This is a genomic window from Streptomyces sp. DH10 (genome assembly GCF_029813805.1).
Taxonomy (GTDB): Bacteria; Actinomycetota; Actinomycetes; order Streptomycetales; family Streptomycetaceae; genus Streptomyces; species Streptomyces coeruleofuscus.
In genome coordinates this window covers 33,038-47,238 of the sequence record NZ_JARVKU010000023.1, presented here as the reverse complement: position 1 = coordinate 47,238, position 14,201 = coordinate 33,038, and the positions used below count along the sequence as shown (strand labels likewise).

Annotated in this window: 14 protein-coding genes; 6 read left to right on the top strand and 8 right to left on the bottom strand. The window is 71.5% G+C overall.

The window, feature by feature from the left end; genetic code table 11:
• Positions 1 to 58 precede the first annotated feature (58 nt).
• From QC385_RS35210 to QC385_RS35195, 4 genes are all read left to right on the top strand, one after another.
• Positions 59 to 346, top strand: a complete 288-nt coding sequence (locus QC385_RS35210; RefSeq protein ID WP_279545445.1) for a hypothetical protein — start codon at positions 59 to 61, stop codon at positions 344 to 346.
• A 52-nt stretch (positions 347 to 398) separates the two neighbouring features.
• Positions 399 to 1,364 (top strand): N-acetylmuramoyl-L-alanine amidase, encoded by a 966-nt coding sequence (locus QC385_RS35205; protein WP_279545444.1) that lies wholly within the window; start codon positions 399 to 401, stop codon positions 1,362 to 1,364.
• Between the two features lie 159 nt (positions 1,365 to 1,523).
• Positions 1,524 to 2,369 (top strand): hypothetical protein, encoded by an 846-nt coding sequence (locus QC385_RS35200; protein ID WP_279545443.1) that lies wholly within the window; start codon positions 1,524 to 1,526, stop codon positions 2,367 to 2,369.
• Between the two features lie 97 nt (positions 2,370 to 2,466).
• Positions 2,467 to 3,480, top strand: a complete 1,014-nt coding sequence (locus QC385_RS35195) for an LLM class F420-dependent oxidoreductase (RefSeq protein ID WP_279545442.1) — start codon at positions 2,467 to 2,469, stop codon at positions 3,478 to 3,480.
• Between the two features lie 7 nt (positions 3,481 to 3,487).
• Here the strand turns inward: QC385_RS35195 and QC385_RS35190 are convergent, their stop codons facing one another.
• From QC385_RS35190 to QC385_RS35180, 3 genes are read right to left on the bottom strand one after another with little or no spacing between them, the layout of a single operon-like run.
• Positions 3,488 to 4,237 carry a hypothetical protein gene (locus QC385_RS35190; RefSeq protein WP_279545441.1) on the bottom strand — a complete coding sequence of 250 codons (750 nt, stop codon included), beginning with the start codon at positions 4,235 to 4,237 and terminating at the stop codon, positions 3,488 to 3,490.
• Positions 4,224 to 5,789 (bottom strand): vWA domain-containing protein, encoded by a 1,566-nt coding sequence (locus QC385_RS35185; protein ID WP_279545440.1) that lies wholly within the window; start codon positions 5,787 to 5,789, stop codon positions 4,224 to 4,226. The genes QC385_RS35190 and QC385_RS35185 overlap by 14 nt, the downstream gene beginning before the upstream one ends.
• Positions 5,786 to 6,919, bottom strand: coding sequence for a hypothetical protein (locus tag QC385_RS35180; RefSeq protein WP_279545438.1), 1,134 nt, complete (start codon positions 6,917 to 6,919; stop codon positions 5,786 to 5,788). Before QC385_RS35180 ends, QC385_RS35185 begins: the two co-directional genes overlap by 4 nt.
• Before the next feature lie 314 nt (positions 6,920 to 7,233).
• On the opposite strand from QC385_RS35180, the gene QC385_RS35175 reads away from it, so the two are divergent.
• On the top strand, positions 7,234 to 7,527 hold the full coding sequence (locus QC385_RS35175) for a hypothetical protein (RefSeq protein WP_059416357.1): 294 nt from the start codon (positions 7,234 to 7,236) through the stop codon (positions 7,525 to 7,527).
• 124 nt (positions 7,528 to 7,651) lie between these two features.
• Here the strand turns inward: QC385_RS35175 and QC385_RS35170 are convergent, their stop codons facing one another.
• Genes QC385_RS35170 through QC385_RS35160 form a run of 3 tightly spaced genes read right to left on the bottom strand, consistent with a single transcriptional unit; the run spans position 7,652 to position 11,114 of the window.
• The gene (locus tag QC385_RS35170) at positions 7,652 to 8,722 is read right to left on the bottom strand and encodes a prenyltransferase (RefSeq protein ID WP_279545437.1); all 1,071 of its coding nucleotides are present in this window, start codon (positions 8,720 to 8,722) and stop codon (positions 7,652 to 7,654) included.
• Positions 8,719 to 9,468 carry a class I SAM-dependent methyltransferase gene (locus tag QC385_RS35165; RefSeq protein WP_279545435.1) on the bottom strand — a complete coding sequence of 250 codons (750 nt, stop codon included), beginning with the start codon at positions 9,466 to 9,468 and terminating at the stop codon, positions 8,719 to 8,721. Before QC385_RS35165 ends, QC385_RS35170 begins: the two co-directional genes overlap by 4 nt.
• Positions 9,462 to 11,114: a glycosyltransferase family 4 protein gene (locus tag QC385_RS35160; RefSeq protein ID WP_279545434.1), complete on the bottom strand. Its 1,653-nt coding sequence runs from the start codon at positions 11,112 to 11,114 to the stop codon at positions 9,462 to 9,464. Before QC385_RS35160 ends, QC385_RS35165 begins: the two co-directional genes overlap by 7 nt.
• A gap of 211 nt (positions 11,115 to 11,325) precedes the next feature.
• Between QC385_RS35160 and QC385_RS35155 the strand changes: the two genes are divergently transcribed.
• On the top strand, positions 11,326 to 11,988 hold the full coding sequence (locus QC385_RS35155; protein WP_279545432.1) for a TetR family transcriptional regulator: 663 nt from the start codon (positions 11,326 to 11,328) through the stop codon (positions 11,986 to 11,988).
• A gap of 508 nt (positions 11,989 to 12,496) precedes the next feature.
• On the opposite strand, the gene QC385_RS35150 is transcribed toward QC385_RS35155, so the two are convergent.
• A complete protein-coding gene (locus tag QC385_RS35150; protein WP_279545430.1) occupies positions 12,497 to 12,730 on the bottom strand; it encodes a ferredoxin in 234 nt (77 codons plus the stop codon).
• A gap of 2 nt (positions 12,731 to 12,732) precedes the next feature.
• The gene (locus QC385_RS35145) at positions 12,733 to 14,184 is read right to left on the bottom strand and encodes an aldehyde dehydrogenase (protein WP_279545429.1); all 1,452 of its coding nucleotides are present in this window, start codon (positions 14,182 to 14,184) and stop codon (positions 12,733 to 12,735) included.
• Positions 14,185 to 14,201: the final 17 nt, after the last annotated feature.

The following is a 14,201-nucleotide window of genomic DNA, read 5'->3' as shown; positions in this document are numbered from 1 at the left end:
GCCCATGGGCGGCGTGGCGCGTCGGCGGGCGACCGCCGCTGCCCAAGGATCCGGGCGCGTGGCACACACCTTCGCAGAGCTCGTGGAGAAGCAGCGCGCGGCGGACGAGGCGTACGCCCGCGTGCGCCAACTGCAGGACGCGTACGGTCCGCCCACCCAGACCAAGTGGAGCGCCCAGCAGACCACCACCTGGGAGACCGCCTGGCGCGCCTGGCGCGACCTCGCCCGCGACGTCCAGGCGGCGGTGACCGCATACGCGAAGCAGGAGGAGACACCCCGCCAGGAGATCGAGGCGCGGGTGAAGGAGGCGGTACGGCACGGGGACCCCGACGCCAACGACGGGTAGCCGCCGCCCTTCGGGCCGTGCTCGACCCGCAGCGGCCGCTAGGGTGGCAGACGTGTCGTACGTAGGCCCGGACTTCGAACCTCCCCAGCCCCGCCGCTCCCGCCGCGGCCCCCTGACCGTCGCGCTGGCCGCGCTGGTGCCGGGGGCGCTGCTCGGCTGGCTCGTGTACGAGACGGTGGGCGGCTCCGGGGACGGAGACGGCTCGGGTCAGGCGACCGTGCGGTCCTCCCCGCCCCCCGTGTCCTCGTCGTCGGACACACCGACCGACGACGCCAAGAATCCGGGCGCCTCGCCGTCGCGGAAACCGACGGCGTCCTCGACCTCCGCGCCCGCCCCGGCCTCCGGCCCGCTCAAGGGGAAGGTCGTCGTCATCGACCCCGGGCACAACCCGGAGAACTTCCAGCACCCGTCCGAGATCAACCGCAAGGTGAACATCGGCACGAACTGGAAGGAGTGCGACACCACGGGCACGTCCACCAACGACGGTTACACCGAGGCGAAGTTCACCCTGGACGTGGCACACCGGATGCGCACACTCCTCGAAGAGCAGGGCGCCACGGTGAAACTGACGCAGGACGCCGACCGGCCGTACGGCCCGTGCGTGGACGAGCGGGCCCGGATCGGCAACGAGGCGAAGGCCGACGCCGCGGTCTCGGTCCACGCGGACGGCTCGGGCGCCGGCAACCGCGGCTTCCACGTCATCCTGCCCGGCGCGGTGGACGCGGGCGCCGCCGACACCCGTTCGATCGTCGCCCCCTCCCGTGATCTCGGCGAGCGCGTCGCGGGCCGCTTCGTGGCCGTCACCGGCAGCGCGCCGTCCAACTACGTCGGCGACGGCGGCGGTCTCGTCACGCGTGAGGACCTGGGCGGTCTCAATCTGTCAACGGTTCCCAAGGTGTTCATCGAGTGCGGCAACATGCGCGATAGCAAGGACGCGGCGTTGCTGACCAGTGGCGCGTGGCGGCAGAAGGCGGCGCAAGGGATCTCTGAGGGAATCGTGAGTTTCCTGCGCGGGTAGCTCTCGGCGGGCTGATCCGGGCGGACACCCTGGTCGGGCGGACGATAGGGTCCGTTCGTACGATGAGGGGCCACCCCCACGCTTCACACCGGGGCCCGACGACGGCATGGTGACAGCGACGCCTCTACCGACGACGAGACGACCTGCGAAGGACCTGAAGTGAATATCCGCTCCCTCACTCGAGGCGACGGCGTGGTGATCGGAGCAGCGGTGTTGCTCTTCATCGCGTCGTTCCTCGACCTCTACTCGATCGATGGTGTCCCTGACAGCGCCGACCTTCCCAGTCTGTGGGCAAGCGGGCCGGTCGTGCTCAGTGTCGTTCTGGCGGGGATCATCGGCGCCGCGCTCGTCATCGTCGCCCGCAGTCTGCCGCAGGTCCCGAAGATCGCGGGTCTCGACCTGGGCCAGTTCGGCGTCGCCCTCGCGGTGTTCGCCGCGTGGAGCGCGCTGGGCAACATCTTCGACCCGGCCGGCGGAGCCGACAACTTCGAGGGCAGCACCTCCGACGGTCCCGGTGCCGGCCTCGGCCTGACCCTCGCCCTCGTCGCCACGCTGCTCCTGGCCGCCGCCGCCATCGCCACGCCTCTCGTCCCGGCCCTCAAGGGCGCCCTCCTCCCGGCACCCCGCCCCGCCACCCCGCAGCCCTACGGCGCCCAGCCCCCCGGCGGTTACGGCTACCCCGGCGCTCAGCAGCCGGGTGGCTATGGCCAGCCCCAGCCGGGACAGCCCGGGCCCGGGCAGCCGGGTCAGCCCTACGGTGGTCAGCCGCAGCCGCAGCAGGCCCAGGCGCCGCAGCCCCCGGCCGGGGACTTCTCGCCGTTCTGGTTCGCGGTGCCGGTGCCGCGGCCGCTGTTCGCCGAGGACGGTTCGCCCACGCCGATCGCCGAACTCGCGCCGGGTACCTGGTACCTGGCCGTCGAGCAGCGCGGCGCGGCCCTGGTCGCCCAGACGCAGGACGGCCGCCGCGGTGTCCTCCAGGACACGTCGGGCATCCAGCGCGGCTGAGCCCCTGCACGACGTACGGCCCCTCACCCTTCCGGGTGGGGGGCCGTTGCCGTACAGTTCGTCGCCCCGTCAGCTGACACATCGTCAGGAGGCAGGCATGCGGCTCGGTCTCGCGCTCGGCTACTGGGGCCGCGGCCCGTCCCCCGGCCACGTGGCGCTCGCGCAGGAGGCCGAGAGGCTGGGCTACGACTCGGTGTGGACGGCGGAGTCGTGGGGCTCGGACGTCTTCACGCCGCTCGCCTGGATCGCGGCGCACACCTCACGGATCAGGCTGGGTACGGCCGTCGCGCAGATGGCGGCCCGCCCGCCGACCACGACCGCGATGCACGCGCTGACCCTCGACCACCTCTCCGGCGGCCGCATGATGCTGGGTCTCGGACTGTCCGGCCCGCAGGTCGTCGAGGGCTGGTACGGCCGCCCGTTTCCCTCCTCGCCGCTCACCGCCACCCGCGAGTACGTCGACGTCGTACGGCAGGTGCTGCGGCGGGAGGCGCCGGTGGAGCTGGCCGGGCGCTTCCACTCCCACCCCTACCGGGGCCCCGACGCCACCGGCCTCGGCAAGCCGCTCAAGCCCATCACCCACCCCCTGCGTCCCGGCCTGCCGATCCTGCTCGGTGCGGAGGGGCCGAAGAACGTCGCCCAGACGGCCCGGATCGCCGACGGCTGGCTGCCGCTGTACTGGTCGCCGACCCGGCCGGAGGTCTACGGCCCGGCCGTGCGCGAACTCCCCGAGGACTTCCTCGTCGCGCCCCTGGCACAGGCCCGGGTCTGCGACGACGTCGCCGAGGGCCTGCTGCCCGTCAAGGCGATGCTCGGCTTCTACATCGGCGGCATGGGGCACGCGGCCCGCAACTTCCACGCCGACCTCATGGCCCGCATGGGGTACGAGGAGGAGGCCCACCGCATCCAGGAGTTGTTCCTGTCCGGCCGCCGGGAGGAGGCGGTCCTCGCCGTGCCGGACGCCTTCGCCGACGAGATCTCCCTGGTCGGACCGCGCGAACGCATCGCGGAGCGGCTGGAGTCGTGGCGGAAGGGGCCGGTGACCGACCTCCTCGTCCTCGCCCCCGACCCGCACACCCTGCGCGTGCTCGCCGAGCTCAACTCCCGGTGAGCGGCGGTCACCAGAAGATCGCGATCGCCTCCAGCGTCACCTCGCGGGTGTCCTCGCGCCAGCCGGTCATCTTGCCGAGGCAGCGGGCCGTGAACGTGCCGGCCGGGATCGAGCGGCGCGCGTTCCCGGGGGCCACGACGCGCATGTACACCGGGGGCCGCTCCTCGCCGTACTCGGCCCGCAGCTCGAATCCCTCCGCCACGTCCGGCACGCGGGTGAAGACGCCTTTGACCGAGACGAATTCGCCGATGCGGCTCAGGGTCACCGCACGGCCGTCGGCCAGGTTGTCGGCGAGGTTCCGGTTCGGGACGACGGTCAGGGTGGTCAGGTCGGCGTGGACGATGGCGTCGGCCCGGTCGAAGGCCTCCATCACCACGCCGATCACGTTGATCGGTTTGTCCTTGCGCACGAACTTGCGGAACGTCTCCTGGCTGACGTCCCGCTTCAGCCGGAACCGGAACAGCCACGACAGCACCCGGCTCCAGAAGCCGACACTCGTGTCCACCTTCGTCCGCAGCTCGACGGCCTCCTCCAGCGCGGACCGGTAGTTGCCGAGCTCGTACAGGTCCATCACCGCCTGCTCGTCCAGGTACAGGCAGATGCTGTACGCCGACTGCCAGCGCCGCAGACGCCTGCGCCGCTCCCGGGCGTGGCGCACCAGGACCACCGCGAGCACCAGCACGCCGGCGGCCGTCGCCAGCCAGACCGTCATCCACGGCCACCAAAGGCTCCACCACAGTGCGTCAGTGACAGCCACGGATCTCCTTGAACGCCTCGGAAAGGGACGAGCCGGCGGCGTCCACCATCCGTCCGCCCGTCCTCGCCGCCGCGCGCCGCAGTTCGCCTGCGTCGGCCTCGCCGAAGTGGACGGGGTAGGTGTGGACGGCGTCGCGCACGGCGGCGGGCAGCGCCTTGTGGCGGCGTACGAACTCGGCATAGGACAGGCCCGCGTTGTTCTCGCCGTCCGTCATCAGGACGAGTGAGACGGAGCGGTCGGGGTCGGCGGCCAGTTCGCGGGCGGCGGTGCGGTAGCCGTGGTCGAGGGCGGACCACACGGCGGTGGCGTCGCCGTAGCCGCCCCGGGCGACGGTGCCGGCGAGGGCGCTCAGGTCCCTCGGGCCGGTGACGGTGACGGTCTTCTCCTCCAGCACCCGGCCGCCGAACCGGACGACGGTCAGCCGTTCACCCCGGTAGAAGCGGGTGAACTTGCCGGAGGCGGAGGGGTCCGCGCCGCTGAGTCCGGCGAAGGCCTCGCGCAGGGCGGCCATCCGGGTGCCGCGCATCGAGCCGGAGAAGTCGAGCAGGAAGACCACCTGGCTGGTGGTGCGGCGGTCGGGGTCGCCGTAGTCCGTCAACAGGGTTTCGACGACGGCGGGACGGTCGGGGTAGAAGAGCGCGTTGCCGACCGGTTCGCGCAGCCGCGGGTCCCGGGTGACGGTCGTGTTCACGGGGCGGCGCAGCGTGTGCCGCATGATCTGCCGCTGCACCGAGTCGCGCCGCAGCCACTGCGTGACCTTGTCGTACGCGGTCCGGTGGGCCGGGTTCAGCAGGAGCAGCGGGAAGTCCGCCAGGACCATGCCGTCTTCGGGGCGGACGATCTCCAGGCGGTCGTCGAGGCGGTCGGTGGCGTTGAGGGCGAGCAGGTCGGACTCGTAGGTGATGAGGGCGTTGGCCTCGTCCTGGTGATCGACGTAGGAGTCGACGAGGGCGGGGCCGGTGTCGGCGGTGAGGGTCTGGCCGGAGCGGAAGCCGCGCAGCCGGTCGCAGGAGACGTCCTCGGGGCGCAGAGCGGCTCCGGTGCCGGCCGCGGCGGTGGCGACGCCGACGAGGGCGGCGAGTCCGCTGCCGGCGTGCCGGGGGTCGGCCATGCCGAAGCGGACGGTGCCCGTGGCGGCGGCGTCCGCGATGTCCGCCCAGGTGAGCCGGGAGCCGGGCACCTGGGCGCGCAGCTTGCGTGCCACGTCCGGCTTCAGACCGATGACGACGGGGGAGGTCATGGTGGGCGTGCGCTGCCACCCCCGGGTCGCGTTCTTGTCGGTGAGACGCAGATAGCGGTCGGACGACAGCCACGCGAGGTCGTACCTGTCGCGGTCGGGGATCTTCGTCTCGGCGTCGGCGCGGTGGTCCAGACGCAGGTCGACGCCGGTCTCTTCCTTCAACTCCCCGAGCAGCGGGGCCAGTACGGACAGGTCGGGACCGGCGAGCACGCGCAGCCGGACGGTGTCGTCGCCGCCGTCGCCCGAGCAGGCGGTGAGCAGGGTGGTGACGAGCGCCAGGCAGAGCGCCAGCAGGCCCGTGCCGCGCCTCACCGGTTGCCCGTCCGGTCCGGGCAGTCTCCGACGATCTCGATCATCTTCTCCAGCAGGGGCAGGCTGGGCAGGACCGCCCGGGTGTCGTCGGAGGACGTGGTGGGCACCGGGATCTGCCGCTCGGTGAGGAACCGGGTGAGCTCGTCGCTGGTCGCGCCGCTGCCGGCGTTGCGGGCCCGGAAGCCCAACTCCATGGCCCGCTGCTGGAGTTCTGGGTCCTTGCTGACCAGTTCGCCGAGCCGGGCGCCGTCGCCGGTGAGCGCGACGAGCTGGGGTTCGGTGACGAAGCGTGTGGACGGGTAGAGCAGGACGCGCTCGTCATCGGTCGCGCCCTTCTCGGCCTGGTGCCCGATCTGGTGGGCGAGGAACTGGTGCTCGTAGATCACCGAGATCGGGGCGATGCTCGGCCCGTCGGGGGACAGATACGTTTCGGCCCGTTCGGAGGACGGCAGACCTTGCTCGACGAGGAGCGGCTTGATCTTCCGGGCGAGTTGCTCGGCCTCGGCCCCGTTGTCCGGCGCGTCGTTCCCGTGCTCGACGAAGGCCACGAGTCCGAGGTAGGTGCCGGCGGAGTTGGACTCGCAGATGTCCGAGGTCTGGGCGAGGATCTTGTTGCCGTTGCGGACGCGGTCCTTGCGGTCGATCTCGTCCCAGCGGTAGCCGCCCCCGGAATCGCGCTGGACCACCCTGTTCTTGCCGAGCGTCCTCTTGCCGTGCGCGAGGTCGAGGAACTTCCGCATGTCGAGGGTGTAGTACATCGGCCGGCCGCCCGGGCCCGGCAGGCGCTTCGCGACGCCTTCGACCCTGAGCACCTCGGCGTAGTCCCGGTAGGTGGCCAGCACGATGGGGCTGACGAACGGGCGGTACAGCAGCACCGGACGGTTCGCCCGGGCGCGCTCCCGGCTGATCAGGTCGGCGGCCGGCTGGCCGGAGGGGAAGACGACGTCGTACCCCTCGTAGTCCTGCTTGGCGATCTCACGCGAGCCCATGTTGGTGATGTGCACGCGGAAGCCGTGCTTCATGAGCAGCCGCTCGACCTCGGGGTCCTGGAAGAAGTCCCGCTTCGAGGCCATCTTGGCCTCAATGGTGACCACTTGCCGCAGCGGCAGCAGCAGGTTCCCGGAGGTCACGAGCAGGACCAGCCCGATGACCGGGACGGGCAGCGCCGACGCCAGCGCTCTGCGCAGGCGTCGGCGCGGGGGTCTGGTGACGGTTAACCGCGGCTCTTCGGTAGCGGGTCTGTTCGCGGGCACCTGCGTTCTCCCCCCGTGACACCTGCGTTCTCCCCGTGTGCGGGGCCAGGATCGTCGGTGATGCGGGTGTACCCCGAACGGCCCTTCCGGGAACGTCGGTTGAACGCGGGAAGAAGCGCACGGCGAAGGCCGGTGGGGCGCGGCGCACCGGGGCCGGGTTTGAACCGGGTTTCACGGGCAACCCGGTTGACATGTCCCCTCGATATCGCAACGGTGCGAATCAGGCCGGCACGATCATCGCGGTCGTCGCCGACATCATGGCCCTCATCCTGGGCCTGTGGATTCTGATGTACCTGCTGGACGCGAACCGGGCGAACGACTTCGTCCAGTTCATCCATGACGCGGCCCGCTGGCTGGCGGGTTGGTCCCACGACCTCTTCACGTTCGACGAGGCCTGGGCCCGAGTGGTCGCCGGCTACGGCCTGGCAGCGGTGGTCTACCTGTTCGTGGGCCACGCGATCGCCAATCGCGCACACCGGCACTGAAAATGCGGTGAGGGGCTCGTCCCTCAGGGGCGCGGGGCTGCGTCGACATGCGGCCCCGCCGCGTGGGCGCGAGCCCCACAACACACAACCCGCGCCCGCCAATCCCCCGCGCCCACCGGAACTCCTAGGCGCAGCAGTCCGACTCGAGCCCCAGTGGCAGGCCCTCGCCGCCGAAGACCCGGCATGTGGCCTCATGGCCCCCCAGCGCGGCCACGGCCAGCAGCAGCGACCCCGCGGTCCACGTGGTCAGCTCCAGGGGCCAGATCGCCTCGTCCTGGAAGACGTAGCCCGTCCAGTACAAACCGCTCTCCGGATCGCGCAGGTGCTGGATCGACTGGAGGATCTCCAGCGCGCGATCCGACTCCCCCATCGCCCAGAGCGCCAGTGCCAGTTCGGCGGACTCGCCGCCCGTCACCCACGGGTTGGGGACCACGCAGCGCACCCCCAGTCCCGGGACGACGAAACGGTCCCAGTCCTCCTCGATGCGGGCCTTGGCCTCGGCACCGGTCAGGGCGCCGCCGAGCACGGGGTAGTACCAGTCCATCGAGTAACGGTTCTTGTCGAGGAACCGCTCCGGGTGCCGGCGTATCGCGTGGCGCAGCGCGCCCGCCGCCAACTCCCAGTCCGGCTGCGCCTCTTCCCGCTGCTCGGCGATCGCCAGCGCGCACCGCAGGGCATGGTGGATGGAGGAGCTGCCCGTGAGCAGGGCGTCGGCCGTGTCCGTGCCGTCGTCGTCGCGCCGCCAGCCGATCTGCCCGCCCGGCTGCTGCAAGCGGAGCACGAACTCCACCGCCGCGTACACCGCCGGCCACATCCGCTCCAGGAACGTGTCGTCGCCGGTGGAGAGGTAGTGGTGCCAGACGCCGACGGCTATGTAGGCGACGAAGTTGGTCTCCCGGCCCCGGTCGGTGACCTCGGCGAAGTCCCCGTCCGCGTAGGCCGCGTACCAGGAGCCGTCCTCGTTCTGGTGCCGGGCCAGCCACAGGTAGGCCCGTTCGGCTGCCTCGTGTTCACCCGCCGCGTCGAGGGCCATCGCGGCCTCGACGTGGTCCCACGGGTCGAGGTGGTGTCCCCGGAACCACGGGATCGCGCCGTCCTCGCGCTGAACGGAGAGGATGCCGGCGACGGTCGCGGCGGCCTGACCGGCGGTGAGGACCCCGGGCAGGACCAGATGTTCCGTCCGGGGAGTCGTCACTGGGCGTCCGCCTCGGTGTCGGAAAGACGCGGCAGGTGCGGCTTGGTCGCGTACGCCACGAAGCTCTTGCCGATCAGCGGGTTCAGCGCCTGCTCCGCGACCCGGGTGGCCAGCGGTTTCTTCATGATGTCCCAGACGAGCAGCTTGTGGTACGCCCGCACGGGCAGCGCCTTGTCGTTGTCGACGCCGAACGCGCACTTCAGCCACCAGTACGGGGAGTGCAGCGCGTGGGCGTGGTGGGTGCCGTACGGCTCCAGGCCGGCCTCGCGGATCTTCTCCAGCAGCTCGTCCGCCTTGTAGATGCGGATGTGGCCGCCCTCGACCTCGTGGTAGGCGTCGGACAGGGTCCAGCAGACCTTCTCCGGGCCGTAGCGCGGGACGGTGACGGCGATGCGCCCGCCGGGCTTCAGCACGCGCACCATCTCCGCGAGGACGCCCTTGTCGTCCGGGATGTGCTCCATCACCTCGGAGATGATCACGACGTCGAAGGACTCGTCGGGGAAGGGCAGCGCAAGGGCGTCGCCCTCCATGGCCGTGGCGGTGGCGCCCTCGGGGGCCTCGCCGGCCTCCTTCATCGCCGCGAACCACTTCGCGACCTCGCGGATCTCCTCGGCGTTCTGGTCCAGGGCCACGACCTGCGCACCGCGCCGGTAGCACTCGAAGGCGTGCCGGCCGGCACCGCAGCCGAGATCCAGGACTCGGTCGCCCGGGGCGAGCGGGAACCGGGAGAAGTCGACGGTCAGCACGTGGCCCTGCTTTCGGAGTTGACGCCTTCTACATCTGTGGTGGCCGCCGAGACGGCACCTGCGGGAGCCGCGGAACGGCCGGGAGCCGGTGACGCGGACTGATCGACGCCGGCTGCGGGGAGGCGGCCGGAAGCCGGGCCCGCGGGGTCGGCGGGAGCCGGGGGCGTCGAGCGGTCCCCGCCCGCCGCGGAGCCGTCGGAAACCTGAGACGCCGAACCGCCGGAAACCACGGACACCGAGCGGTCCGCGCCCACCGCGGATCCACCGGAAGTCGGGGGCGCCGAACGGTCACCGCCCACCGCGGAACCGCCGGAGGCCAGCGGCGTCACCACGGAGCGGTCGCCACGGGACCTGGCGATCGCCTCGCGGTACCGGGCCACCGTGCCCTCCGCGGCCCTGGCCCACGTGAAGTGCCGCAGTACCCGCTCCCGCCCGGCCGCTCCGAGCCGCGCACGCAACTCCGCGTCGCCCAGGAGCCGGCCCAGCCCGGCCGCCAGTGCGTCCGAGTCGCCCGGCGGCACCGCCAGGCAGGTCTCCCCGTCCCGGCCGGCGACCTCGGGGATCGCCCCGCCGGTCGTGGCGAGCAGGGGCGTCCCGGTCGCCATGGCCTCGGCGGCCGGCAGCGAGAAGCCCTCGTAGAGCGACGGTACGCACGCGACCTGGGCGGAGCGCACGAGGTCGACGAGTTCCGCGTCGGAGATGCCCTTGACGAACTCGACGGCACCGTCGAGGCCGTACCGCTCCATCGCCTGGGCGACGGGCCCCTCCGCCGGACGCTTGCCGACGACGACCAGGTGGGCGGCGGGGTGCTCGGTGCGGACCTTGGCGAGCGCCTCGACGAGGTGGACCAGGCCCTTCAGCGGCACGTCGGCACTGGACGTCGTCACGATCCGTCCGGGCACGACGGGCACCGAGGGATCCGGCGAGAACAGGTCGGTGTCGGCGCCGATGTGGACCACGTGGACGCGGTCCCGGCGGACGCCGAGGTGGTCCACGATCTCCTGCTGCGAGGAGCCGGAGACGGTGAGCACGGACGGCAGCCGCCGCGCGACGCGCTTCTGCATGCGCGTGAAGCCGTACCAGCGCCGCACGGAGAAGCGCCGCTGCCAGCCCTCCGCCGCGTCCAGCTCCAACTGCCGGTCGACGGTGATGGGGTGGTGGATCGTGGTCACCAGGGGCGCGCCCACGTCTCCCAGCAGCCCGTACCCGAGCGTCTGGTTGTCGTGGACGACGTCGAACTCGCCGCGGCGGGCGCGCAGGTGGCGGCGGGCGCGCAGCGAGAACGTCAGCGGTTCGGGGAAGCCGCCGGTCCACATGGTCGCGACTTCGAGCGCGTCGATCCAGTCGCGGTACTCGTCACGCTTCGGCGTGCGGAAGGGGTCCGGCTGGCGGTAGAGGTCGAGGCTGGGCAGTTCGGTGATGCTCAGCCCGTCGTAACCCTCGTCGAGCACGGGATACGGCTGTGCGCCGATGACCTCGACCCGGTGGCCGAGGCGGGCCAGTTCGCGTGAGAGGTGGCGGACGTAGACGCCCTGGCCGCCGCAGAACGGGTTTCCTTTATAGGTGAGGAGCGCGATGTTGAGCGGTCGCAAGCCGTCGGCCGCGGGGTCCTCCGGAGCCCCGGCCTCGCTGGCCTCAGCGGTCACTCTCGGCCCCCTTCTCCCTGCTCTGTCCCGCGAGATTACGCCGGGACGCTAATCTAGAACAAGTTTCAGACTTGATCGTCCGGAGGCTCTGAATCTACCGGCAGGTAAGGGCGCTGTGACCAGTGGATCAGGTGATTCACGCCACGGCCGGTGCCGTGCCATGCTGTCTGATCACTCGTCCTCACGGACGGTCACGGAACGGGACCGGCCCATGCCCGCGGAAGCCAAGGTGAGCGCCAAGGTGAACAAGGTGGCCAAGGTGGACGCCAGAGTCACAGCCCCCGCCTCCCCGCCCCTGACGGAGCGACAGGAGGCCCGTCGTCGCCGCATCCTGCACGCGAGCGCGCAGCTGGCCAGCCGGGGCGGTTTCGACGCCGTGCAGATGCGCGAGGTCGCGGAGTCCTCACAGGTGGCGCTCGGCACCCTGTACCGCTACTTCCCCTCCAAGATCCATCTGCTGGTCGCCACGATGCAGGACCAGCTGGAGCACATGCACGGCACGCTGCGGAAGAAGCCCCCGCAGGGCGAGTCGGCGGCCGAGCGGGTCGCGGAGACGCTGATGCGGGCCTTCCGCGCCCTCCAGCGCGAGCCGCATCTGGCCGACGCGATGGTCCGCGCCCTCACCTTCGCCGACCGCAGCGTGAGCCCGGAGGTCGACCAGGTCTCGCGGCAGACGACGGCGATCATCCTGGACGCGATGGGGCTGGAACACCCCACCGCGGAGCAGCTGTCGGCGGTGCGGGTCATAGAGCACACCTGGCACTCGGCGCTCATCACCTGGCTGTCGGGCCGCGCCTCCATCGCCCAGGTCAAGATCGACATCGAGACGGTGTGCCGCCTGATCGACCTGACGGCGCCGGACGCACAGGAATGACCTACGAGACGGGTTCCCTTCGCCGGCATGGTCCGGATCAGGTTCTGGGGGTCGCCTTCAGGTCGCCGGACCTCTCGGCCCTTCGACCTTCCGGCCTCTCAGCCCTACCGTCGCAGTCGGCACCGGCGGAAGCCGAGGCTTCCTGCCAAAGTCGGCTACTCCGGTCGGACTCCCTCACTCGTCCCGTAGGCCTGATTCCAGGGTAGAACCACCAGCCAGGAATGGAACCCCCGGAAACATGATTTTTCCGACAAAAGGGGCGCCTTCCAGAGAGGGTGTCCTCCCTAGGGCCTGTCGTTTGGATCAGGTCGCAGACGCGGGGCCTGGCACGCGCATCTGCGGCGTTGTCGTCAGTCGCCAACTCCCCCACGCTCGGCTTCGCTCGCGCGGGCGGTGCCCCCATCGCGTTGGCTCCCTCCTCCGCCTTGCAGCCGCACGCACCAGGCCCCGCTCACCGGCGCTGACGAGATACCGTCGATTCCCCGCGACCTGATCCAAACGACAGGCCCTAGTCCTCCGGCGGGAACACCGGCTCCCCGCTGTCCCCCAGCGTGATCGTGATCGCCTCCACCGGACAGCTCTCCGCCGCCTCCAGCACCCGCTCGTTCGCGTCCGTGTCCGGGGCGACCGGATGGGACTGCCGGGCGGAGTCCAGGCGGAAGCCGTCCGGCGCGTGGTGGAGGCACTGGGCCGAGCCGATGCACAGGGAGCGGTCGACCTCGACGTGCCAGCGGTCACCCATCGCTACGCGTCCGCGGGGAGGTGGATCATCTTGTGCTCCAGGTACTCGCCGTACCCCTCGGGCCCGAACTCCCGCCCGAGGCCCGAGCTCTTGTAGCCGCCGAAGGGGCCCAGCATGTCCAGGCTGAAGGTGTTGACCGAGTAGGTGCCGGTACGGACCTGGCGGGCGATCTCGATGCCGTGCTCGACGTCCGCCGTCCACACGCTGCCGCTCAGCCCGTAGTCGGAGTCGTTGGCGATCTTCACGGCGTCGGACTCGTCGTCGTAGGGCAGCAGGCAGATCACCGGGCCGAAGATCTCCTCGCGGGCGATGCGCATGGAGTTGTCGACGTCGCCGAAGAGGGTCGGCTCGACGTACCAGCCGCGGTCGAGGCCGGCCGGGCGTCCGCCGCCGGTGAGGATCTTGGCGCCCTCCTCCTGCCCGATGCGGATGTAGTCGAGGTTGCGCCGCTGCTGCCGCCTCGCCACCAGCGGGCCCACCTGGGTGGCGGGGTCCAGCGGGTCGCCGACCGTCAGCGCGCCCGCCGCGGCGGCCAGCGCGTCGGCGAACTCGTCGTAGCGGGAGCGCGGGAGGAGGATGCGGGTCTGGGCGACGCAGGCCTGCCCGTTGTTCATCCAGGCCGCGGGGGCGATGCCCGCCACGGCCGTCTCGACGTCCGCGTCGGGCAGGACGACGGCCGCCGACTTGCCGCCCAGTTCGAGGGTCACGCGGGTGAGGTTGCGGGCGGCGACCTCCATCACGCGTTTGCCGGCCGCGACCGACCCGGTGAAGGACACCTTGTCGACGCCGGGGTGCCCGACCAGGTACTCGCTCACCTCCCGGTCCGCGGGCAGGATCGACAGCACGCCCTCCGGCAGCCCGGCCTCCCGCGTGATCTCGCCGAGCAGGTACGCGTCCAGCGGCGACTCGGGCGAGGGCTTGAGGACGGCCGTACAGCCGGTGAGCAGCGCGGGGGCCAGCTTGGCGGCGGCGACGAACTGCGGGACGTTCCAGGGGACGACGGCGGCGACGACCCCGACGGGCTCGCGCCGGACGAGGATGCGGCCGAGCACGCCGTCGCGCCGCTCCTCGTAGGTGAAGTTCCGCGCGACCGTGATCGCCGAGTCCCAGACCATGACGGCGCCGAGGGCCTGGGCGAGGACGCTCCAGGAGTACGGCGAGCCGTTCTGGGCGGAGATCACGCGGGCGATCTCGTCGTGCCGGGCGGCGATCCCGTCCTTGATCCTGCTCACGACCTCGATCCGCTCGTCGAGACTCATGCGCGGCCAGGGGCCCTCGTCGAAGGCCCGCCGGGCCACCCCCACGGCCCGGTCCACATCCGCGGTCGAGGCGTGCGGGACGCGCCCGATGACCTCTTCCGTGTGCGGCGAGATCACCTCGATGACGTCCGTACCCAGGGGGTCGGTCAACTCCCCGCCGACGAACAGCTGTCCGTGTTCCACGAGCTCGGTCATGGCCGCTGCCTTCGCAT